Annotated in this window: 18 protein-coding genes; 11 read left to right on the plus strand and 7 right to left on the minus strand. The window is 72.1% G+C overall.

Features of this window, described 5'->3' with window-relative positions:
- Window positions 1-39: 39 nt before the first annotated feature.
- Both ACIO52_RS23360 and ACIO52_RS23365 read right to left on the minus strand, forming a co-directional pair.
- On the minus strand, window positions 40-1,395 hold the full coding sequence (locus tag ACIO52_RS23360) for a permease prefix domain 1-containing protein (RefSeq protein WP_402646752.1): 1,356 nt from the start codon (window positions 1,393-1,395) through the stop codon (window positions 40-42).
- Window positions 1,386-1,748: a PadR family transcriptional regulator gene (locus tag ACIO52_RS23365; protein WP_316575749.1), complete on the minus strand. Its 363-nt coding sequence runs from the start codon at window positions 1,746-1,748 to the stop codon at window positions 1,386-1,388. Before ACIO52_RS23365 ends, ACIO52_RS23360 begins: the two co-directional genes overlap by 10 nt.
- A gap of 146 nt (window positions 1,749-1,894) precedes the next feature.
- Between ACIO52_RS23365 and ACIO52_RS23370 the strand changes: the two genes are divergently transcribed.
- On the plus strand, window positions 1,895-2,365 hold the full coding sequence (locus ACIO52_RS23370) for a hypothetical protein (RefSeq protein WP_218717589.1): 471 nt from the start codon (window positions 1,895-1,897) through the stop codon (window positions 2,363-2,365).
- Between the two features lie 230 nt (window positions 2,366-2,595).
- Window positions 2,596-3,294, plus strand: a complete 699-nt coding sequence (locus tag ACIO52_RS23375; protein WP_402646757.1) for an LppP/LprE family lipoprotein — start codon at window positions 2,596-2,598, stop codon at window positions 3,292-3,294.
- Here ACIO52_RS23375 and ACIO52_RS23380 read toward each other — a convergent pair.
- Window positions 3,291-4,406, minus strand: coding sequence for a metallophosphoesterase (locus ACIO52_RS23380; protein ID WP_394358757.1), 1,116 nt, complete (start codon window positions 4,404-4,406; stop codon window positions 3,291-3,293). The two genes, ACIO52_RS23375 and ACIO52_RS23380, sit on opposite strands and share 4 nt — an antisense overlap.
- A 142-nt stretch (window positions 4,407-4,548) precedes the next feature.
- Between ACIO52_RS23380 and ACIO52_RS23385 the strand changes: the two genes are divergently transcribed.
- The 3 genes from ACIO52_RS23385 (at window position 4,549) to ACIO52_RS23395 (ending at window position 8,471) form a co-directional block, all read left to right on the plus strand.
- Window positions 4,549-5,424: an alpha/beta hydrolase family esterase gene (locus ACIO52_RS23385; protein WP_402646760.1), complete on the plus strand. Its 876-nt coding sequence runs from the start codon at window positions 4,549-4,551 to the stop codon at window positions 5,422-5,424.
- A gap of 62 nt (window positions 5,425-5,486) precedes the next feature.
- Window positions 5,487-7,145 (plus strand): serine/threonine-protein kinase, encoded by a 1,659-nt coding sequence (locus ACIO52_RS23390; RefSeq protein ID WP_402646989.1) that lies wholly within the window; start codon window positions 5,487-5,489, stop codon window positions 7,143-7,145.
- Between the two features lie 162 nt (window positions 7,146-7,307).
- Window positions 7,308-8,471, plus strand: coding sequence for an alpha/beta hydrolase family protein (locus tag ACIO52_RS23395; RefSeq protein WP_255587472.1), 1,164 nt, complete (start codon window positions 7,308-7,310; stop codon window positions 8,469-8,471).
- Window positions 8,472-8,533: 62 nt separating this feature from the next.
- Here the strand turns inward: ACIO52_RS23395 and ACIO52_RS23400 are convergent, their stop codons facing one another.
- From ACIO52_RS23400 to ACIO52_RS23410, 3 genes are read right to left on the minus strand one after another with little or no spacing between them, the layout of a single operon-like run.
- Window positions 8,534-12,448, minus strand: a complete 3,915-nt coding sequence (locus tag ACIO52_RS23400; RefSeq protein WP_402646763.1) for an arabinosyltransferase domain-containing protein — start codon at window positions 12,446-12,448, stop codon at window positions 8,534-8,536.
- A gap of 40 nt (window positions 12,449-12,488) precedes the next feature.
- Window positions 12,489-13,376, minus strand: a complete 888-nt coding sequence (locus ACIO52_RS23405) for a serine hydrolase (protein WP_218716989.1) — start codon at window positions 13,374-13,376, stop codon at window positions 12,489-12,491.
- Window positions 13,373-14,248 carry a LysR family transcriptional regulator gene (locus tag ACIO52_RS23410; RefSeq protein WP_218716990.1) on the minus strand — a complete coding sequence of 292 codons (876 nt, stop codon included), beginning with the start codon at window positions 14,246-14,248 and terminating at the stop codon, window positions 13,373-13,375. The genes ACIO52_RS23405 and ACIO52_RS23410 overlap by 4 nt, the downstream gene beginning before the upstream one ends.
- 216 nt (window positions 14,249-14,464) lie before the next feature.
- Here ACIO52_RS23410 and bla point away from each other — a divergent pair, with 216 nt between their 5' ends.
- The gene (gene bla, locus ACIO52_RS23415) at window positions 14,465-15,322 is read left to right on the plus strand and encodes a class A beta-lactamase (RefSeq protein ID WP_402646992.1); all 858 of its coding nucleotides are present in this window, start codon (window positions 14,465-14,467) and stop codon (window positions 15,320-15,322) included.
- Window positions 15,323-15,522: 200 nt separating this feature from the next.
- Here the strand turns inward: bla and ACIO52_RS23420 are convergent, their stop codons facing one another.
- Window positions 15,523-16,437, minus strand: coding sequence for an AraC family transcriptional regulator (locus ACIO52_RS23420; RefSeq protein ID WP_218716991.1), 915 nt, complete (start codon window positions 16,435-16,437; stop codon window positions 15,523-15,525).
- A 116-nt stretch (window positions 16,438-16,553) separates the two neighbouring features.
- Between ACIO52_RS23420 and ACIO52_RS23425 the strand changes: the two genes are divergently transcribed.
- The 5 genes from ACIO52_RS23425 to ACIO52_RS23445 all read left to right on the plus strand — a co-directional run bounded on the left by ACIO52_RS23425 (window position 16,554) and on the right by ACIO52_RS23445 (window position 21,194).
- On the plus strand, window positions 16,554-17,552 hold the full coding sequence (locus tag ACIO52_RS23425) for a saccharopine dehydrogenase NADP-binding domain-containing protein (protein WP_402646768.1): 999 nt from the start codon (window positions 16,554-16,556) through the stop codon (window positions 17,550-17,552).
- The gene (locus ACIO52_RS23430; RefSeq protein WP_316575742.1) at window positions 17,549-18,793 is read left to right on the plus strand and encodes a GDSL-type esterase/lipase family protein; all 1,245 of its coding nucleotides are present in this window, start codon (window positions 17,549-17,551) and stop codon (window positions 18,791-18,793) included. Before ACIO52_RS23425 ends, ACIO52_RS23430 begins: the two co-directional genes overlap by 4 nt.
- Window positions 18,794-18,967: 174 nt before the next feature.
- On the plus strand, window positions 18,968-20,446 hold the full coding sequence (locus ACIO52_RS23435) for an ATP-binding protein (RefSeq protein ID WP_308248391.1): 1,479 nt from the start codon (window positions 18,968-18,970) through the stop codon (window positions 20,444-20,446).
- A complete protein-coding gene (locus ACIO52_RS23440) occupies window positions 20,443-20,853 on the plus strand; it encodes a roadblock/LC7 domain-containing protein (protein WP_218716994.1) in 411 nt (136 codons plus the stop codon). Before ACIO52_RS23435 ends, ACIO52_RS23440 begins: the two co-directional genes overlap by 4 nt.
- Entirely contained in the window at window positions 20,850-21,194 is a 345-nt protein-coding gene (locus ACIO52_RS23445) for a DUF742 domain-containing protein (protein WP_218716995.1), read from the plus strand. Before ACIO52_RS23440 ends, ACIO52_RS23445 begins: the two co-directional genes overlap by 4 nt.
- Window positions 21,195-21,208: the final 14 nt, after the last annotated feature.

Raw genomic sequence — 21,208 nt, forward strand, 5'->3', positions numbered from 1 at the left:
CCGCGTGCATCCCCCGAGTCTACTCGCGCTGGTTCGGGCTCAGACGAAGTCGAACGCGGGCGGAACGGCGATCACGACGGCGGCGGCCCAGATCCCGTACACGGGCAGATAGTGGGTCTGCCACCGTTCCAGCTCGGCGAATCCCTGACGGCCGCGCAGGAATCCGATGCCCAGCCGGACCGACCACACCAGGTTCACCAGCAGCACGACGTTCAGGCCGAGGGCGACGATCTTGTTCGGCGACCATCCGAACTCCGCGATGCGGGTGAGCATGGCGGTCAGCATCACCACATCGACCGCGAGGGCACTGAGCACCAGGACCAGCTGGACCCGGTCGAAGAAGCCGGGCGGGGCCAGCGGGTCGCGCGCGGAGATCGAATACAGCAGCAGGCCCAGGACCAGCACCAGGATCAGGTCCATCTGGATGAGCAGGGTGCGGTCGACGTCGATCACGCTGGGAGTCGTGGCGAACGCGGCGAGCAGGGCCAGCAGCATGAGGATGGTCAGCGGCGTGAACACCCGGGTGAGCACGGGCGCGATGTTCTCCACGACGTTCTGCTTGGCCTCGACGAGCCAGGCGGCGATGATCACCGCGCCCGCGACGCCGAACGGCAGCACCCAGTCCTCGATGAACGGCTCGATGTTCAGATCGAGCGTGCCGAACGCGCCGACCGTCAACCCGATCAGGACGCCGCCGCCCAGCGCCAGCAGGGTGAGATAGACGAACCACTCGCCGGTGAACCGGATGAAGTCCATCCGGCGCCGGTCCGATCGCCAGTCGCCGCCGACATAGGCCAGGCCGATCACGAACCACAGCGCGATCGGCGCGTGGATCGCGGCGATCACCTCGGTCGCGCCGTCGGGCTCGAAGGGAAAGAGATTCAGCACCAGTGCCACGAGCACGAACGGCACGATCAGCGTGGCGGCGACCTTCGCGGTCACCTGTCGTTTCCAGGCGAAATAGGCGGCGAGGAACGGAAGGACGAGCAGGGCCGCGTTCACGCCCACGGCCGAACCGCGCAGCCAGGCGAAGCCGGCCTTCAGCGACAGGGCGGCGCCGATTGCCAGCGACAGGACGACCACCAGTTCCCGATTGCTCTGCCGCCCGGTCTCGTCGGACTCGGCGGGCAGCAGAACCAGCTGCTTCCAGAGCCGTTCGGAGTGCTCGATCGCGAACTCGCGCGACAGCGCGTCCAGGCTACCCATCCGCTTCACCGCGACCAGGAACGCCTCGTCGGCCGACAGTCCCGCGTCTTGGAGGGACGAGACCTGTTCGCGCAGATGGTCTTCCATCTCGTCGACGTCGGCGACCGAGATCGCGCGGTGGCGCTGGACGTATCCGCGCCACTGCTCGATGTTGGTCTGCAACTGCGTCTCGGCGTCCATCACGCCCATCCTTTCGTCACGATGGGTGGTGTCGTGGCGTCGCGCCAGACCTGGTCGAGCGCCTCGGCGACGACGGCCCACTGCGCGCGGCGCTCGGCGAGGGCCGCCCGGCCGGAGTCGGTGATCAGGTAGTGCTTGCGCCGTCGTCCGCTGTCGGCGGTGCGCCAGGTCGAGGTCACGTGGCCCTGCCGTTCCAGGCGGTGCAGCAGGGGGTAGAGCATGCCGTCGGTCCACTGCATCCGGCCCCGCGACAGGGCGTTGACCTGCTCCAGGATCGCGTAACCGTACGACTCGCCCTCGGCGAGAATGCCGAGCACCAGCGGGGTCGCCGAGGCCGCCACCAGGTCTTTGTCTATCCGCATCGCACTCCTATACCTAGAACCGCTAGGTCATAACCTAGCAGACCTAGGTATGGGTGTGTCGGACCTCGAAGGATGCTTTCGGTCGGTAACAATGTGGCGTCCCGGTGGGATACGCGGGGTGACACGACACGAGTGGAAGGATCTGTATGACTATGCGAGTGAGGTCCACGATCGCCGGTCTCGCGGCGGGCGCAGCGGTGGTGGCGGGGACGATGGTCGCGGGAGCGGGGGCGGCGAACGCGCTGCCGAGCAGCCTGGTCGGCATCAACTGCCTGGGGCTGAGCCCCAATATCGTCGATGTGCCCTACAGCAACCAGGTGATCGTCTCCTACCTGTACGACCAGTCGGGATTGCCGTCGTTCACCGTGCATTCCGGGGCCAGCATCTGGGGCTACCAGACCCACCCCACGCTTACCTGGACCAATCTGGCCACCGGGGCATCGGGCTCGCTCACCGGGCACACGAACATCTCCTCGTTCTTCGGCACCGGCGGCACGGTGTACTTCACCGATGTGCCGACCGGGACCGGGCCGGTGCGGATCGACCTGTCGGTCGTCAACACCGGCCCCGTGCCGGTGCCGGTCGTGACCTGCTCGGGGACCACCGACATCGTCTGATCGCCCACGATCCGGCCGAGGGTGCGCCCTCGGCCGGATCTGTGTGTGCGGCAGGCTCTTCGGGTGTCCGTGTCGCGGATCGCTCTACCCCGCAGGGGATTTCCTCAGCAAGGGTGATGATTTCGCACCCTAGGGTGATGATCGCCGATGTACGCCTAACAGGGCTGTTCAGGGTCCCGATGGAGTCAGCAGAACGCGCTACCGGCGCGGCGGACAGGAGTCGAGGGATCATGAAGAACGCAGTTCGGATGAGTGCGCTGATCGCCGTCGCCGCGGCGGCGGTGGCGGGGTGCGACGCGGAAAACGGTTCGGCCACCTCGCCGTCGACGAGCCGGGCGACGACCACGGTCACGGCGAGCGCGCCGCGGACGCCGGGGGAACAGCCGCAGGCGACCGAGGCTCCCGGCGGCACCGGGGCGCCCGCGGGCACCGAGGTCCCCGCCGTCACCGAGGCACCCGCCGTGACCGTGGCGCCCGGCACGACGCAGGCGACCACGAAACCGCAGCCGGCCAACGACATCAGCGGTCCGGGACGCTGCATCGACCCCGGCTCGGCCGGTGTGCGCAACGCGCTGGCTCGCCTCGACGGCAACTGGGTCGCCCAGCAGGCCTCGGCGGACCTACCGGGCCAGTGCGCCCAGCTGCTGTGGGTGCGCGCGGTCGGCGGCAACTCCGCCGGCGCGCCGATCCATGTGCTGTTCTTCCACGACGGGAACTGGTTGGGCACAGCCACGTCCGAGGCCTACGCCTTCACCTCGGTGGTGGGCTACACCGACACCACCGTGACCGTCGAGTACAAGTGGCTGGCCGGCGACGAGCCGTTCGCCGCCCCGCAGGGCGGCCCGGTGGCGATCCATTACACCTGGAACGGCTCGAAGGTCGTGATGAGCGGGCCGCTTCCGGCGGAAGTGACCCAGCCGCACCGCTAGACCGGCTCCGGGTGCAGCACCAGCACGGTGATCTCGCTGGGCGCGAACACCCGCAGTTGCGGACCCCAGAAGCCGGTGCCGCGGCTGGTGTAGAGCTGAGTGTGGTTCGCGTGCCTGCTCAGGCCGGCGACCACCGGCTGGTCCAGGCGCACCAGGTAGTGGAAGGGCCAGATCTGCCCGCCGTGGGTGTGTCCGGAGATCTGCAGCGCCACCCCGGCCGCGACGCTGTCGGTGATCTGCTTGGGCTGATGGGCCAGCAGCATCACCGGCAGCGCGGGGTCGGCGCCGGCGAGCGCGGCGGGCAGGTCGGGGCCGTGGCCGGGCAGGCCCGCGCCGGTGGGATCGTCGATCCCCGCGACGACCAGGCGGTCGCCGTCCCGGTCGACGGTCCGGTGCGCGTTGTGCAGCGGCTGCCAGCCGATCGAGGCCATGTGGTCGATCCAGCCCTGCGCGTCACCGAAGTACTCGTGGTTGCCGGTGATGTAGAACCGGCCCAGCGGGGCTTCGACACGGGCCAGCGGGTCGACCTGGGCGCGCCGCTTCACCACCGAGCCGTCCGCGAGATCACCGGCGTGGCAGGCGATATCGGGGCGCTGGGCATTGACCACGTCGACCACGCGCTCCGACCAGCGCTGCCGGTCGAGCGCGGCGAAGTGGGTGTCGGTGACGACCACGACGCGCAGTCCGTCCAGGCCCGCGGCCAGGCCGCGGAGGGCGACGTCGACGGTGCGGACCCGCGGCACCCGGCGCGCCTCGTAGACACCCCAGGCGATCAGCGCGACCGAGACGATCAGTACCCCGAGCGCCACGATCCGCGCGGCGAGCAGGCCCTGTACCCCGGCGACGGCCAGCCCACCGCGCACGAATACGCCGAGCACCGACCACGAGAACACCACCCACAGCACCCCGAGCAGGGTGTCGCCGACGATCACCGCCGGATCGGACTGGGCCGGACCGTGGCCGAGGAACATCGTGGCGGGCAGGCACAGATACCCGAGGACGCACACAGCGGTCCCGACCCAGAACAGCGTGCCGGTGCCGCCGGACGGTGCCGCGACCAGCGTCCACCAGGGCAGCGCGAACAGCACCGCCGGAATCAACAGCATCAACATCAGGCGTACAGCGAGTCTCACGGGGTCCCGTCCTGCGCAGGGCCGCCGGGTGAGGTCGCGGCCACGAATAGATCATCCAGCCTAGCGCCGCCGGATCTGCCGCCCTGTTGCCCGGCGGCGCGTGGGCCGGTTCACTGGTGCCATGCGGATCGCTACGCTCGCCGCGGCGGCTGTCGCTGCGGTGCTGCTCGTCGCGGGCGTCGTCGTACTCCGGGAGGATCCGGGGAGCGCGACGCCGGTCGGCGCCGTGACCTCGCCGCACGAGCTCGCGCACGACGGCTACACCAGGAGCTACCGCGTCTACCGGCCCGCAGTGCTGCCGGCGCGTGCGCCGCTGGTGGTCGTGCTGCACGGCGGCCTCGGCTCCGGTGCGCAGGCGCAGCGCGCCTACGGCTGGGACGCCGCCGCCGACGACGCCGGTTTCGTCGTCGCCTATCCCGACGGAATCGGCCGGGCCTGGAACGCCGGCGGTGACTGCTGCGGTACTCCCGGCCGGACCGGCGTGGACGACGTCGGCTTCCTGACCGGAATGCTCGCGGAGATCGCCCGCGCCCTGCCGATCGACCACGAGCGGATCTACTTCACCGGCATGAGCAACGGCGCCATGATGGCCTACGCGATGGCGTGCCGCACCGCGCTCGCCGCCGCCGTCGGTGCGGTCGCGGGTATCCAGCTCGGCGACTGCGAGCATCCGGCGCCCGCTTCGGTGATCCATGTGCACGGCACCGACGACGAGAACATTCGCTACGACGGTGCGCCCGGCAGCGGCGCAGCGCGAATCGACGGGCCGGCGGTGCCGGAGCTGAACGCGTTCTGGCGGATGGTCGACGCCTGCGCGGCACCGGTCGCCACGGCCGGCGATCGGGTGACGACCCTGCGCGCGACCTGCCGGGACGGCCGTGCGGTCGACCTCGTCACGGTGGCCGGTGCGGGACACGAATGGCCCGGCGCCGACCAGCGCGGCCCCCTCGACGCGACCAGGCTGATCTGGGACTTCTTCGCCGCCCACCACCGATGAACCGGCGCAGTCCGATCCAGCCGGCGGCGGCGCCGGAAGACAGCCGTTAGCCTGACCGGGTGATGGAGTTCGGGCCAGGGGCGAGCCTTGCGGGATACCGCATCGAACGCAGGCTCGGCGGCGGGGGCATGGGCGCGGTGTATCTGGCGCGACATCCCCGGCTGCCGCGCCGGGACGCGCTGAAGGTGCTCGACGCGCGGCTCGCGGTGGAACCGACCTTCCGCGCCCGCTTCGAGCGGGAGGCGGATCTGGCCGCGCGGCTGCGGCATCCGAACGTGGTGCAGATCTTCGACCGTGGCGTCGACGGCGACCGGTTGTGGATCGCCATGCAGTTCGTGGACGGCCTCGACGCGGCTCAGTTGCTGCGCCACGGCCTGGCGATCCTCACCCCCGAGCGGGCGGTGCGGATCGTCGCCGAGGCGGCCAAGGGTCTGGACTACGCGCACCGGCAGGGGCTGCTGCATCGCGACATCAAGCCGGCGAACCTGCTGATCGCGCGCACCGACGACGGCGCCGACGAGGTGCTGGTCACCGATTTCGGGATCGCCCGCAGCATGGGCGAGACGACCAGCCTCACCTCGGCAGGCTCGGTGCTCGGCACCCTGGCCTACGCGGCGCCCGAGCAGCTCGAAGGCGAACCGCTCGACGTCCGCACCGATGTGTACGCGCTCGGCGGCACCCTCTACGAGCTGCTCACCGGCTTCGTGCCGTTCCAGCGCGACAGCCCGGCCGCGATGATCAGCGCGCACCTGATCGAAGCGCCGCCACGTCCGTCGGCGGGCAACCCGGCGCTGCCGCCCGCCATGGACGCGGTGATCGCGCGGGCCATGGCGAAGAATCCGCGCGACCGGTTCGCCTCGTGCGGCGAGCTCGCCGACGCGGCGGTCGCGGCGCTGGCGGGCACCATGCCGGACACCGCGCTGTCGGCCCAGACGCTGGTGTCCCGGTCGGCCGAGCTGCCGGGACCCGCGGACAGGCCGCGGTCGCGGACACGGTCGATCCTGGTCGGCGTCGGCGCGGCCGCCGCCGTCGCCGGACTTACCGCGATCGCCGTGCTCACCGCCAAAGATTTTGTCTCGCCCGGTAATTCGAACGCACCGGGACCGGCACAGGCGGCGCAGATCGGCGCGGTTCCCGACAGCCCGACCGCGGCGACGGTGCTGCGGCCCTGGCTCGACGACGTCCGCGCCGGTGACATCGCCGCGTTGATCCGCAAGTGCTGGACCCAGTCGCCGGTCGAGATCCCCCGGATGTACGGCGACGTGGAACAGATCACCGACGCGGTGCGCCGCCCCGGCGTCCTCGGCCAGTTCGGTCCGTACTGGCAGAACGACGTGCTGAAGGTGAGCCTGCGCCCCAGCGAGTTGCGGTCCGGCTACGGCTGCCCGATCGTCAGCGACCGGTCGGCGACGCGGCTCACCGACGAACAGGCCCGCTACACCGCCGAGCGGTATCTGAGCCGGGTGGTCGGGTATCCGGTGAATCCGGCCGACGTGGAACCCGACTATCCGCTGCTGTGCACCGGCGCCCAGCTGGGCACCGCGTTGTCGGGGGCGAAGCGCTTCGACGACAAGGCGCTCACGGTGCGTGGCTCGACCGGTTCGGCCGTCACCGTCAGCGCGCCGGTGACCAGCGCCGATGGCGCCTCGAAGCAGGTGTATCTCACCCTCGACCACGGCACCGACGGATTCTGTGTCTCCCGCGTCGACGCGACCGGGTGAGCGCGCGCGCCGAAGAGAACTGCGTCACATCGGTTTTCGATATGCCCCTCGGATCGGGGGCGCGCTATGCTGCCCGGCAGGATCCGTCCGCAGGCTGTCTCGCCGCGGCCGGATGGAGTGGGGAGCGGCTCGGCCGCACAACGGAAAGGTCCGAACACGATCATGCGTGGCGTAACTGTGGGAGGGGCGCAGGAGCGCCGACACCGCACGAGCAGACTCCTGGCGAGTGCCGCGGTGGCCGCGTTGCTGCCGTTCGGCGCGTCGGTGGCCACGGTCGCTCCGGCGGCAGCCGACGCCGACCCGGCGGCGATCGACTTCCCGGTCGACTCCTCGATGGGCACCATCAACACCCGCATCCTGCGGGCGGCCGACGGCAACACCGACCGGGTGGTCTACCTGCTCGACGGTGAACGCGCCGAGGACGACCTGAACGGCTGGGAGAAGCACACCTCCATCCCCGCCCAGATCGCCAAGTTCAACATCAACGTGGTGATGCCGGTCGGCGGTCAGTCCAGCTTCTACGCCGACTGGGACCAGCCGAGCAGCTTCAACGGCGTCAACCCCGACGGGTCCCTGCTGCCCAGCGCCGACTCCGGTTCGGCCATCGGCGGCTGGGAGGACACCCAGGGCAAGACCAACACCTATCAGTGGGAAACCTTCATCACCAAGACCCTGCCGGACGCGCTGAAGTCCCGGCTGGGCTTCAGCAACAGCCGCAACGGCGTGGTCGGGCTGTCCAGCGGTGGCAGCGCGGCACTGTTGATGGCGGCCTACCACCCCGAGCAGTTCACCTACGCCGGCTCGCTGTCGGGCTACCTGCACATGTCCATGCCGGGCATGCGTGAGGCGCTGGCCGGCGCGATGATCGCCAGTGGTGGCTACAACATCGAGGCGATGGCGCCCGCGGGCAGCGAGAAGTGGAAGCGGATGGACCCCTACGGGTTCGCCGAGAAACTGATCGCCAACAACACCCGCCTCTACATCTCCGCGGGCAGCGCCAAGCCGGCCGATCAGGACCTGTCCTCGATCGACGCGATCACCCAGGGCATGCCGCTCGAGGCGATCGCGCTGGCCAACACCCGCTCGTTCGAGAAGCGGCTCACCGCACTGGGATACACCAACGTCAGCTACGACTTCCCCGACATCGGCATCCACAACTGGGGCACCTGGGAGCAGGTCGCCATCCGGTTGATGCCGGACATGGCGCGCAATATCGGCAAGCCGCTGCCCGCCGGTGCGCCGCCCGCCGGTGGGGAGCCGCCGGCCGGTGCGCCGGGGCAGCCGCCCGCCGGTGGCCAGCCGCCCGCGGGTGAGCCGCCGAAGTAGTCTTTCCTGCGCGAAACCGCCGTTGTCTCCATGGAGGCAACGGCGGTTTCTTTTTCACCGAATCAGCTTGTCCTGATGGGGCTTTCGTTCGTCCAGCCCCACCGGTCGTCGGCGCGGACCGTGATCTCCGCCGTCGGTGCGGCGATCAGGCGGGTGAGGCGCTGGAGTTCGCCCCAGTCCCTGGTCCAGTCCTCGGCGAGGTAAGCCGGGAGGGTGCGCGACTGCATGAGCAGCCCCGTCCAGCCCAGCGGGCCGCCGCCGGTGTCGCCCTGCCAGGTCTCGGAGACCTGCGCGTTGAGCTTGTCCGGCAGGATCCGCCAGATCGGCATCTCCGCGACACCGTTGCGGTGATCGAACGGCCGCTGGCACGGGAAGGCCAGTCCCACCTGGAAATCCCCGAGCACCGGAGCCGTGGTGCCGACCACGGTGTTCAGCGACGAGAGTTTCGGCAGGCGCGGGGGCGTGACCGCCAGCCACTGCATCGGATCGGGTTCGCCCGCCGCGGCGACGAGCCGGACCGCCGTGGTGTCGGCGGGAATCGCGTCCAGGTCGATCGGCAGGTTCCGCCAGCCGGGCGCGCCGCCGACCGTGGGCGGGGTGAGTTCGCCGGTGGGCGTGACGTTTCCGTCGTCCGCGCGGCGTGCGAACTCGACCCGCAAGCGCTGTCCCGGCAGGGGGCTGCCGTCGGGGGCCACGGATTCGATGCGGCCCGCCACGGTGAGGATCACCACCCGGTACGCCGAATCCTGTTGGGCGGCAGCGAGGTCCAAGCGATACCACTGGGTGGTCAGCTGAGTGCGTTGGGGCGCGCCGGTGGAGTAGCTGCCCAGGACCGGGGTGCGTTCGGGGACGAGGCCGAACGGGAGGGCGACGGTGCTGCCGTTCACGCCGGGGGTGGCGCCGGGACCGCCCGCGGGCCCACCGGGACCGCCGGGTGCCGCGCCGCCTGGGTCCGCGCCTGAGCCGCCGGGCCCAGCTCCGCCGGGAGCTGCGCCACCCGGCCCCGAGCTGCCGCCCGGACCCGCGCTGCCCGGTCCTGCGCCGCCAGGGCCGCCGGGGGTCGGACCCGAACCCGAAGGGGGCGCGGAGGATTGGCCGGGGCCCGGGTCGGGGGCGAGACTGCCGAGGCCGTTCGGGGTGAAGCCGATGTTCTCGGCGGACAGTCCGTCGGCGACGGTGCCGGTGTAGGGAGTCAGCAGCGAGTCGGCCGTATCGGTTTCCACCAGTACGGCGTCGGCCAGCGCGCAGGAGTCGCCGGTCATCGTCCGCAGATTCGACAGACCGACCGAATAGGCGGGGTACTGCGCGAGGGCCGCGGTAGCCAGCGATCCCACGTCGAACAGCACGATCGCCGCCGCGGCGACGGTGAGCGGCGCGATCACCGGCAGTCGGAATCGCCCGGCGGCCCTGGGCGTGCTCGCGGCCCCGGCATCGGTTCCGGGCAGCGTCGCGGGCTCGCCCGTGGATGCGGTGGCGGTGGCCGCGTCGTCGGCCGTTGGGTGCGGCGAGCCGGCAACGCTGGGTGTGGCGCTGCGCGAGCTCGTTTCGGTTCCTTCGGGCGCGGCACGGTAGTACTGCCACAGGGCGACCAGCAGGGTGAGGGCGGTGGCCACGAGGAAGAGGGTGGAGACCTCGATGCCGCCGACGGTCGGGGCCCGGTCCGGCCACGGGACGCCGTAGCCGGAGACGTACCAGTATCCGTTGGAGCCGGTGCAGCAGACGGCGAGCAGGAACAGCACCGCCGCCGCGAACACGGTGCGCAGGTAGGCCGCCCGCAGGACGCTGCGGCTCAGCGCGACAGCGGTCACCGCGGCCAGCGCGCCCGCCAGACCCGCGTAGACACCGAAGTGGTGGGTCCACTTGGTGGGGGTGAACATCATCAGCAGCAGGGCCAGGAAGGTCACCGCGAGCATGCGGGTGACCGGGCCAGGGGCGGTGGACGGGATGCGCCCGCCGCGACGCAGGGTCACCAGGACACCGACGGCCAGGCACAGCAGCATGGCCAGCACGCCGAAGCGCCGGGCCAGCGAGCCGTCGGGATTCACCGAGAGCAGCGAATCCCAGCGGGTGCGTTCCTCGAACCAGGACATGTCGGGGCCGACCAGCTGGCGGACCCGGGTGGCCTCCAGCACCGTCGCGAAGGTCTGGTCGGCGAAGACGACGACGAGCACGAGTGTGCCCGCGGCGGCGATCGGCGCCAGCACCGCGGCGTAGCGCGGCAGCGCCGGTCCCGAGCCCGTCCTCGCGCGGGCGATGATCGTGCGCAGCACCGGCCGTGATCCGGCCAGCAGGGCGGCCAGGCAGATGAGACCGGTGGGACCGGCGGCGAGGGAGAACGCCGCGATCAGCACCGCGACGGCGGCGGGCAGCAGCCGGCGGGTGGCGATCGCCCGCTCCATCGAGCACCAGGTGAGCAGCGCGCCGACCGCGATCAGCGGTTCCGGGCGCAGGCCGTTGTTGTAGGGCAGCCACAGGGCCAGGAACAGCAGGGCGGCGCTCCAGCGGGCGGGTGCGCTCGCGGCGACGCGGGAACCCAGGCGTGGCAGCACTTCCCGGCTCAGCACCAGCCAGCACACCAGGGCGGCCAGCAGCGCGGGCACGCGCATCCACAGTCCGGCGTCGCTGATCCGGGTGAGCTGGGCGAGGACCTCGTAGGGCCAGCCGAACGGCGCCTCGGCGACCTGGAACCATCGGTAGTAGTTGGCGGTGTAGCCGGCTTCCCTGGAGGCGCGCGCCATGGTCAGGATGTAGCCGTCGTCGGAGCTGTTCGCGCCGATCACATGCCAGACCATCAGCGTGCCCGCGACCGTCGCGTCCAGGCCGGTGACGCGCCACCAGCGCGCGGGCAGGACGCGTCGTGCGCGCCGCCGGTCGCGGATGTCACCGCGATGCAGGCAGATCAGCGCGATCAGCGTGCACAACACCGCACCGAGGATCGCCGCCAGCTTCCAGCCGCTCGGACTCGACGAGAACCGCGCATCGATCTCGGCGTGCAGGCGCGCATCGCCCGCCCGCGCCCGGTCCAGCTCGGTATAGACCCCGACCAGCTGCGGGCGCACATCGGCAACGATGGTGGTCCGCAGCGGCGACCCGTCGGGCTTGGTCAGCCCGGTGAGTTCGGCGGTCGTCCTCGTCGCCGTCGACACGACCGTCAATGCACCGCACCCGGCCGTCTGCCTGTTCTGCGGTGCGCCGCTCGGGTTTCCACCACCCGGCGCCCCGGCCGGTGGAGGTGTCGACCCGGTCGGTCCGTTCGTTGCGCCGGGCCCGGCGGGTGCCGAGCCAGTCGGTGCGCCGGGGCCGGACCCGGAGGGAGCGCCGGACTGCGGAGCGTTGGGCACGGGTGCAGCAGGCCCGGTGGGTGTGCCCTGGCCGGTCGGTGTCGATCCGGCAGGCGCGTCGTTCTGCGAACCGGCTGCGGGTCCGGCCGGAGCATCCGACCGTGCTGCCCCGGGGGGTGGCGGTGTCGCGCCGGGGGGAGGCGTGGTGCCGGGTGGTGGGGCGGTGCCGGAAGGGGGAGTGCTGCCGGAGGGGTCGGTACCCGACGGTCGGCTCTCGGACGAGCCCGGTCCACCGCTGAGCGGCGCACCACCGGCGATCTCCGCCAGCGACGCGCTCAGCAGCAGTCGATCGCGCAGGACGACCGCGAGGGTGCGGCCGGTTTCCGGGCGGTCCTCGATCCGCGCCACCAGTCCCTTCGACCCCGCGCGCGGGGCCTGCGGCGGAACCGTCGCCAGCACCGTCGCCCCGGTCAGGTCCCGCAGTGCCGTGCACGGCACGCTGAGCTCCAGCGACAACGGCACATAGTCCACCAGCGGCGCGCTCAGCTGCATCGACTGCGGCTGCGGCCAGTCCAGGCTCGCCCGCTCCTGTCGCACCGGCAGCAGCGGGGCCGCCACCGCCAGCGCCACCCCGACGACCCCCGCCACGATCCCGACCATCCGCACCCGGCCGACACCGGAAGAATCTCCACCCACGACCGACGATGCTAGCCATATCCGGCCGCGCGGGGGTCGGTCAGTGGGGGCGGCGGAGTTCGGTGACGGCGAGGCGGGCGGCTTCGCCGATGGCGGCGTCGACGACGGGCAGGGTCGGGTCGGCGCGGGCGGCGCGGGTGAAAACCGCTACCGCGACGGGGGTTTCGCCGGGGAACTCGACGACGGCGACCTCGTTGCGGATGATGCCGATGGTGCCGGTCTTGCCCGCGACGACGACCCCGCGATGCGGGAAGGCGGCCGCGATCCGGTGCGGCCAGATCTGCCTGCTCATCACGGTACGAGTGAATTCGGTACTCGCCGTGGACAACACGTCGCCGCGCCAGAGCAGGCGCAGGAAGCGGGTCATCTCCTCGGGCGTGGTGGCGCTGGCGTAGGCGGGGTCGTAGGCCGAGACCGTCCAGGCCTCGTCGTTGTCGGCGAGCGCGGCGAAAGCCTCGGCGGTGGTGTGGGTGTCGGTATCGCGCACGAGACTGCGGTGCTGATCGGCGGTGCCGCCGAGGACGCGGGTCTCGGTGAGGCCGAGCGCGTCGACGAGATCGGTCACCGCGGCCAAGCCCAGTTCGCCGAGCAGCACGTCGGCGGCGGCGTTGTCGGACACCGTCATCATGGACGTGGCCAGGTCGCGGCGGCTCAGGGTGACCGGGTCGTGCAGCGCCGCGAGGCCGGTCGGGCCGGGGGTGCATTCGGCGGGGTCGACGGTGATCGGCGCGGTGGGGTCGAGCAGCCCGTCGTCGACCTGCCGGCAGAACGCGACGAACAGCAGCAGTTTGTACACCGACGCGGTGACCACCCGCTCACGGCCGCCGACCGACAGCTCGGCGGGGGAGTCGTCGCAGCGGCGGGCATGCAGCCATCCGGTGCAGCCCGCGTCGGCGAACACGGCGCGGATCCGGTCGGTGACGCTCATCGCAGGCGCTCGCGGTAGAGCACCCGGTCCAGGGCGTCGGCGTGGTCGGCGGCGTCGGGGCGGCGAATGATCCTGACCCGCAAAGCCACCGACTGCGGCGCGAGCGTCAGCCAGGCCACGCCCGGCGTCGGCGTGGGCGGGGTGGCGGTGAGGCCGAAACAGGTGCCCGCGGCGACCGCGGCCAGCACCGCGCGGTCGTCGGGCGCGCTGAGGGTGCCGGTGTCGAGGCCGCGCTCGCGCAGCAGGTCGAGCACGGTGTCGAAGGCGGGTGGATTGGCGCTGCGGGCGGGATGCGCGAACTGGAGTCCGGCGAGCATCGGGAAGGTGGGCCGCTCGGCGGTGGTGGTGCGGTGCTCGGCCGGAACCACCAGCCATCGGGGCAGTTTCACGACCGGACCGGCGTCGATACCGTCGACCAGGGCCGGATGTTCGATCACGGCGACATCGCAGATCCCGGCCCGCACCTCGGCCGTGAGATCGACCGTCGTGCCGAGCGCGGTCGAGACGGTGCCGCCCGGGACCCGCAGCGCGGTGACGCAGGCGGCCACCAGCCGGTCCGGCAGCGCGGTCGTGGCGGCGAACCGCACGGTGCCGCTGCGCTGGGCGATCCGCTCCGATTCCGCGAGCAGCCGGTCGGCGTCGTCGACGAGCAGCCGGGCCCGCGGCAGCAACTGCCTGCCCGCGGCGGTGAGCATCGCGCCCTGGCTGGTGCGGTGGATCAGTTCGAGGTCGAGATGCTGTTCGAGCCGACGCAGCCCCTGGGACAGCGGCGGTTGCGTCATCTCCAGCGCGGCGGCCGCCCGCCCGAAGTGGCCCTCGTCGGCGACCGCGACGAAGAACCGGAGGTGACGCAGCAGATCCATGTCGGCCATTGAACCAGCGTGCGCGGCACGGGCGCCCCGGATCCGGCGTCGGCGCTCGACCGTTCGTCCGCGCCGGTCGGCGGCGACCTGCGCCGATATCGATGCCGACTCGCCGGCGGCCGTGTCGGGTATTGGCCCGGGCGGTGGCGGCGGTGATGGGGTGCGGTGGTGACTTCCTTCGTGACCACCACCCTGCGCGGCCGCCTCGCCGCCGTCGCGCTGGCGATGACCGCCGTCGCCGTTCCGGCCTGTTCGAGCGCCGCCGAGACCACCACCCCCGCCGTCTCCTCGACCACGGCGGCCGCGCTCTCGTTCGCCGCGCTGGAGACGGAATACGGTGCGCGCCTGGGCCTGTCGGTGATCGACACCGGCACCGGCGGCACCGTCGCCTACCGCGCGGACGAGCGTTTCCCGATGGCTTCGACCTTCAAGGGTCTGGCCTGCGGCGCGCTGCTGCAGGCCCATCCGCTCGCGAGCGGCTACTTCGACCAGGTGATCCACTACACCGCCGGCGACATCGTCGTGAACTCCCCGGAGACCGAACGCCACATCGACACCGGCATGACCGTCGCCGCGCTCTGCGACGCCGCGATCACCCAGTCCGACAACACCGCGGGCAACCTGCTGCTCCGTCTGCTCGGCGGCCCCGAGGGTTTCACCGCGTTCCTGCGCTCCCTCGGTGACACGGTGTCGCGCCTGGATCGCTGGGAACCCGAGCTCAATACCGCCATCCCCGGCGACGAACGTGACACCACCACGGCCGCCGCGCTGGCCGCCGACTATCGCGCCCTCGTCGTCGGCACCGCGCTGCCGGAGCCCGAGCGCGCGCAGCTCGCCGCCTGGCTGAAGGCCAGTACCACCGGCGCCAAGCGCATCAAGGCGGGACTGCCCGCGGACTGGATCGTCGGCGACAAGACCGGCAGCCCGGCCTACGGCTCCGCCCTCGACGTCGCCGTCGCGTGGCCGCCGGGGCGCGCGCCGCTCGTGCTCGCCGTGCTCACCACCAAGCCGGACCAGGACGCCGAGCCGGCCAACGCGCTGGTTGCCGAGGCGGCGAAAAGGGCGGTCGCGGAACTCGACTGACCGGCCCGCCCGCCGCCACCGGCCGCGCGCGCCGCTCGGGATCGTCCCCGGCCGCCACGAACAGCGCGGTGAGTACCGGGATTCCGGTGTCGAGCGCGGCCGATGGCGCCGCGATGCCGGGAGCCGGCTCGGCGTCGCGGCGCCGAGTGAACCGGGCCTGCTCGTCGAGGTCGAGGCACCTGCCGTCCGCGCCTGACGGTTCAGCTCGCGCCCGCGACGAGCACCGGTGTCCCGGCCGCGCGATAGCGGCCGGGGGCGGTGCCGAACGCGCGTTTGAACGCCTTGCCGAAGGCGTACTCGGAGCCGTAGCCGCTGCGCCGGGCCACCGTGGCCAGTGGATGGTCGGTGTCGCGCAGCAGCCGGGCGGCGGTGAGCATCCGCCAGCGGGTGAGGTAGGTCAGCGGTGGCTCGCCGACCAGCTCGGCGAACCGGCGGGCGAAGGCGGCCCGGCTCAGACCCGCGGTGGCGCCGAGGGATTCGACGGTCCAGCCGTGCGCCGGGTCGTCGTGGATGGCGCGCAGGGATCGGGAGATGTCGGCGTCGGCGACGGCCGCGGCCCAGCCCGAGGACGTCGCGGCCTCGGCGAGATGGGCACGCAGCAGATACAGCAGCAGCAGATCCAGCAGCGGGGGAATCGCCGCGTCGGAGCCGGGGCCCGCGTCGGTGAGTTCGGCGGCGAGCAGTTCGACGGCCGACCGCAGCGCCGGGTGCGTGCCCAGCCGCGCCGGGGCGTGCACCACCTCGGGCAGCTCGGTCAGCAGCGGATGGGTGCGGTCGACGGCGAGGTGATATGAACCGCACAGCAGCGTCGCGGGCGCGCCCGGTCCGTCGACGAACCGGACATCGCCCGGTCCGGCCGTCTCGGTGATCGGGCTGTCGAGCTGGTCGAGCAGATCGTGGGCGATGCCGCGCGGCAGGAACACCGCGTCGCCGGTGCCGAGCGCGATCGGTTCCACGCCGGGCCGGGTCAACCAGCACGAGCCCTGCAGGACGACGTGGAAGCCGGCGCCGTCGATGTGCGGATACCGACGGCCCCATGGCGCGTTCCGCACGAACATGCCGGAGGCGGGGGTGCCGGTCCGCGCGGTGGCGAGGACGTCGCTGAGCAGATCCATGTCGTAAACCCTACGCTGCGAGACGATTGGATATCTCCTGAAGATCCTGGATGATTTTCTGTCTCACCATCGCTGCATAGTCTGAGTTCATCATCCCGATGAACAAGGAGAACGACATGAAGATCGCCGTCTACGGAGCCACCGGACACGTCGGCCGATTCGCGGTGGACGAGCTGCGCGGGCGTGGCATCGACCCGGTGGTGGTCGGTCGCGACGCCGGGCGGCTCGCCGAGGTCGGCGGGGTGATCCGGGTGGCCGCCGCCGACGATCACACCGCCCTGGTCGAGGCGTTCACCGGGATCGACGTCGTGATCAGTACCCTGCCCGACTACACCGGGAACGGAGCCGGCGTGCTGCGCGCCGCCATCTCGGCGGGTGCCCACTACGTCGACGTCGCGGGCGAACAGCTCTTCGTCGAGCGGGTGTTCACCGAGTACGGCCCGCTCGCGGCCGCGGCCGGAGTCACCCTCGCCACCGCGACCACCGAGGCCGGCATCTTCGGCGATCTGCTCGCCCACCTCGGAGCGCAGCGGCTCGGCGGGGCCGACGAGATCGTGCTGAGTCATGTCGCGCTGCCGGGCGGGGAGGGCTCGCGCGGCAGCATGCGCACGGTGCTGCGGAATCTGGACGTCTTCACCAGCGGTGGGCTGTCGTGGTCCGACGGCGAGTTCCGCACCGGCTCCCAGGCGCGCCGCGCCACCTTCCTGCTGCCCGGCGCCACCGAACCCATTGCGGTGCGGAAGTTCCCGCAGCCGTCGGTGGTGACGATCCCGCGGCACACGACGGCGGGATCGGTGGAGGGCGTGCTGGCGACGTCGATCTTCGAGATCATCGGCACCGTCACCGAGGACGATCTGGCGGCCGCGCCGGAAACGCCGTCGGCGCCCGCCGCGTACTCGGTGGTCGTCGACGTCCACCACGCCGGGCGCACCCTGCGCGGCATCGGCAGCGGACCCGACGCCTACCGCAACAGCGCTCAGCTCGCGGTCGAGGTCGCCACCCGGCTCGCCGCGGGCGCGGGCACGCCGGGCGCGCTGGCGCCCGCCGAGCTGTTCGAGCCGGCCGAATTCCTCGACGCGCTGTCGGCCTTCGGCATGAGCTGGACCCTCGGATGACCTGGCTCGCCCGCCGCCTCGGGCTGCTCGTCACCGCGCTGACCACGCTGACCCTGGTGGCGTGCGGTGTCGAGGCGACCCCGCCGGACTGGTCGGGCGCGTGGGCGGCCGCCGCCCAGCATCCGGCCACCGCGGTGACGCCGAACTGGTCGGCGGCGGGCTTCGCCGATCAGACCGTCCGCCAGGTGGTTCGGCTCACCGACGGTGGTCCGCGGGTGCGGGTCCGGCTGTCGAACAGATACGGCACGGCACCGCTGGCTGTCGCGGGCGCGACGGTCGCCCGCAGCGCGGGCGGTGCCGCCGTGCACCCGGAGACGGTGCGACCGCTGACGGTCACCGGCGCGGGGTCGTTCGAGATCGCGCCGGGCGCCGAGGTCTCCAGCGATGCCGTGACCACCTCGGTCGCGGCGGGCGAGGCGCTCGCGGTGACGCTGTACTTCGCCACGCCCACCGGCCCCGCCACCCAACACGCCCAGGCGGCCGCGACGAGTTACCGCGCGACGGGTGAGCACACCGCCGACCCGACCGCCGCGGCGTTCACCGAGACGTCCCAGTCCTGGTACTTCCTGGTCGGCGTCGACACCGTTCGGAGCGACCGGCCTCGCGATGTCACGGTGGCCTTCGGCGATTCGATCACCGACGGCTACCGCTCCGGTGTCGACGCCGATCAGCGCTATCCCGACCACCTCGCCCGCTACCTCGCCGCCGAGGGCCGCCGGCGGCCCGTCGTGAACGCGGGGATCAGCGGCAACCGGTTGCTCACCGATTCGACCGTGCTGGGCGACAGCGGGCTCACCCGGTTCCGCCGGGACGTGCTCGACCAGCCGGGCGTCGGCACGGTCGTGGTGCTGATCGGCATCAACGACATCGGCCTGGCCGGATCGACGGGTCCGGACGGTCAGGTGTCCCCACAGGTTTCGGTCGAGCAGCTCGTCGCGGGGTATCGCGAACTGGTCGCCGCGGCCAGGGCGGCGGGGGTGCGCGTCGTCGGCGCCACGCTGCTGCCGTTCGCCGGGTCGCCGTACTACTCGGCCGACCGCGACCGTCTCCGGTCCGAGGTGAACAGCTGGATCAGATCACCCGGCGCCTTCGACGCGGTGGCCGATCTCGACCGGGCGATGGCCGCGCCCGGCGACCCGACCCGGCTCGCCGACGCGCTCGACAGCGGTGATCACCTGCATCCCAACGATTCCGGTTACGGCGTGACGGCCGCCACGATCGGTGCGGCGATCCCGGCATGACCGCAGGTCGGAGGGTGGGGGACATCCCGATTCGGTAACGAATCGCAGTCGAACTCGTGATGAACCCTCGCCGCTCGAGTGGCAGGCGGGGCGAGGGCTCGATATGCTCGCCTGCGTTATCGAAACGGGCTGTCGTGCTGCGTGTTCGGTGTGCCGATTGGTGGTTGGGGGCCTGTGAGTACTGCGGAAGTCGGGCCGATGGCGCAGTCGACGGCTGTGTCGCCGGGGGAGCGTACCGCTCGCGGGGAGGCCGCGGGAGCCGCCGGTTACGTCGTCCTCGGGGCCGGGGTGGTGCTGGCCGCGATCGCCGTGGTGGTCGCCGTGTTCACACCGCCCGCCCTCGGGATTCCGGTTCTCGCCGCGACCCTGGCCGTCGCCCTGATCGCCTGCCCCGCGGTGTTCGTCGCCCTGCGCCAGCGCGCGCGGGCCCGGGCCGCGACGGCCGCCGCCGCCCGGGCCGAACAGCAGCTGGCCGCGGCCGTCGCCGAGGCGACCCAGCGGATCACCACCGCCGAGGACCACGCGACGCACTACGCCTGGGAGGCACAGGAGAACGGTCGCCGTGGCGCCGCCGCGCTGGCCGCCTTCGCCGGCGCCGCGGGCCGCATCCAGGCGATGACCACCTCGATGCTGGCCGAGCTGCGCGAGATGGAACACCGCCACGCCGACCCGCGCGTGCTCACCGATCTGCTCCACATCGACCACCGCACCGCGCAGACCGGACGCCTCGCCGACAGCATCGCGGTGCTCAGCGGTGCTCGCACCGGTCGCCGGTGGGCCAAACCGATTGCGATGGAATCGATCCTGCGTGGCGCGATGGGTCGCGTCGCCGGGTACCAGCGCGTGCGGCTGCGCGCCGTCGCCGACGTCGGTATCGCCGGACACGCCGCCGAGGGCGTGATGCACACCCTCGCCGAACTGCTCGACAACGCCTGCAACTTCTCCCCGCCGACCACCGAGGTGCACGTCTACGCCGCGGAAGTGCCCGCGGGCGTGGTGATCACGATCGAGGACAGCGGCCTGGTGATGAGCGACTCGGCGCTGCGCCGGGCCGAGGCCGCGGTCAGCGGGCGCGACCACAAGGGCAAGGGTGCCGACCTGGCCTCGCTGTCGGGCACCCGGCTCGGTCTGGCCGTGGTCGGCCATCTGGCCCGCAAACACGAACTCACCGTGTCGTATCGGCCGTCGGCGATCGGCGGCACCGCGGTGGTCGTGGTCGTCCCGCGTGAGCTCACCGCCCGCGCCGAACGCCGCGGTCGCGCCCCGCTCGCCGCGCCGACCCCGCGTCGCACCGAACCCCAGCTCACCACCCTCGGCCAGTTCGACGCACCCACCCCGCGAGCCCAGCACGCCAGGACCACCGACGAATCGGGCTGGGCCGAGACCGTCGGCCAGCAGACCCGCCAGGCCCCGGCCGAGGCGCCGACGCCCACGGTGTCCACCTCACCCGCCCTGCCCAAGCGACGCAGGGGCGACACCCTGGCCAAAGTCCATCCCGACGGCCTGGCCGGGACCCCGGTCGCCGACACCGCACCGGCCAAACCGGCCGCGCTCGGCGCGTTCCAGCGGTCCGCGCCCGGTCGCGGGGCGGATCAGTCAGGCCAGCACCCAGGCAGCGCCGCCACTGCTCCCGACCCCATGGAGGACCGATGACCACCACCGCCCCGACGAATCTCGGCTGGCTGCTCGAGAAACTGCTCGCCCGCACCCCACGCACCCGGCACGCGCTGCTGCTGTCCGGGGACGGCCTGAAGATCTGCCACACACCGGAACTCGACGTCGACCGCGCCGATCAGCTGGCCGCGATCGCCGCCGGGTTCCAGAGCCTGTCGCACGGGGCTTCCGTCGAGTTCGGTGACGGGCGTGGCGGTGTTCGCCAGTCGATGACCGAGTTCTACGGCGGCATCCTGTTCGTGGTCGAGGCGGGGCGCGGCGCGCACTTAGCGGTGGTGGCCGCCGAGGACGCCGACGCGGGGCTGGTCGGGCACACCATGCACGAGCTGGTCGAACAGCTCGGCGAGCATATGGCCGCCCAGCCCAGACGCGGAGCGCCGAATTGAGCAGGTCGGTCCGCGACGAGGATCCGGACCGGTTCTACACCCTGACCGGCGGTCGGGCCCCGGCCACCGAGGACTTCGACCTGGTCACCCTGGTGGTCAGCGAATCGGCGCCGTCGGCGGGGATGACCTCCGAGCAGGTCGCGATCCTGGACATGTGCCGGGCGCCGACCGCGGTCGTGGAGATCGCGGCGGAACTGCGCCTGCCCGTCGGCGTCGCCACGGTGCTGCTGGGGGACCTGTTGCACGCGGGGAAGATCACCGTTCGGCCACCGTTGTCGGTGGCGATGTCGCTGGATGCTTCCACCCTCGAGAAGGTGCTCGTTGGACTTCGCAAGCTCTGAATCCGCGCCGGAGC

Origin of the sequence: Nocardia sp. NPDC087230 (assembly GCF_044744725.1) — a bacterium.
GTDB classification, from domain to species: domain Bacteria; phylum Actinomycetota; class Actinomycetes; order Mycobacteriales; family Mycobacteriaceae; genus Nocardia; species Nocardia canadensis.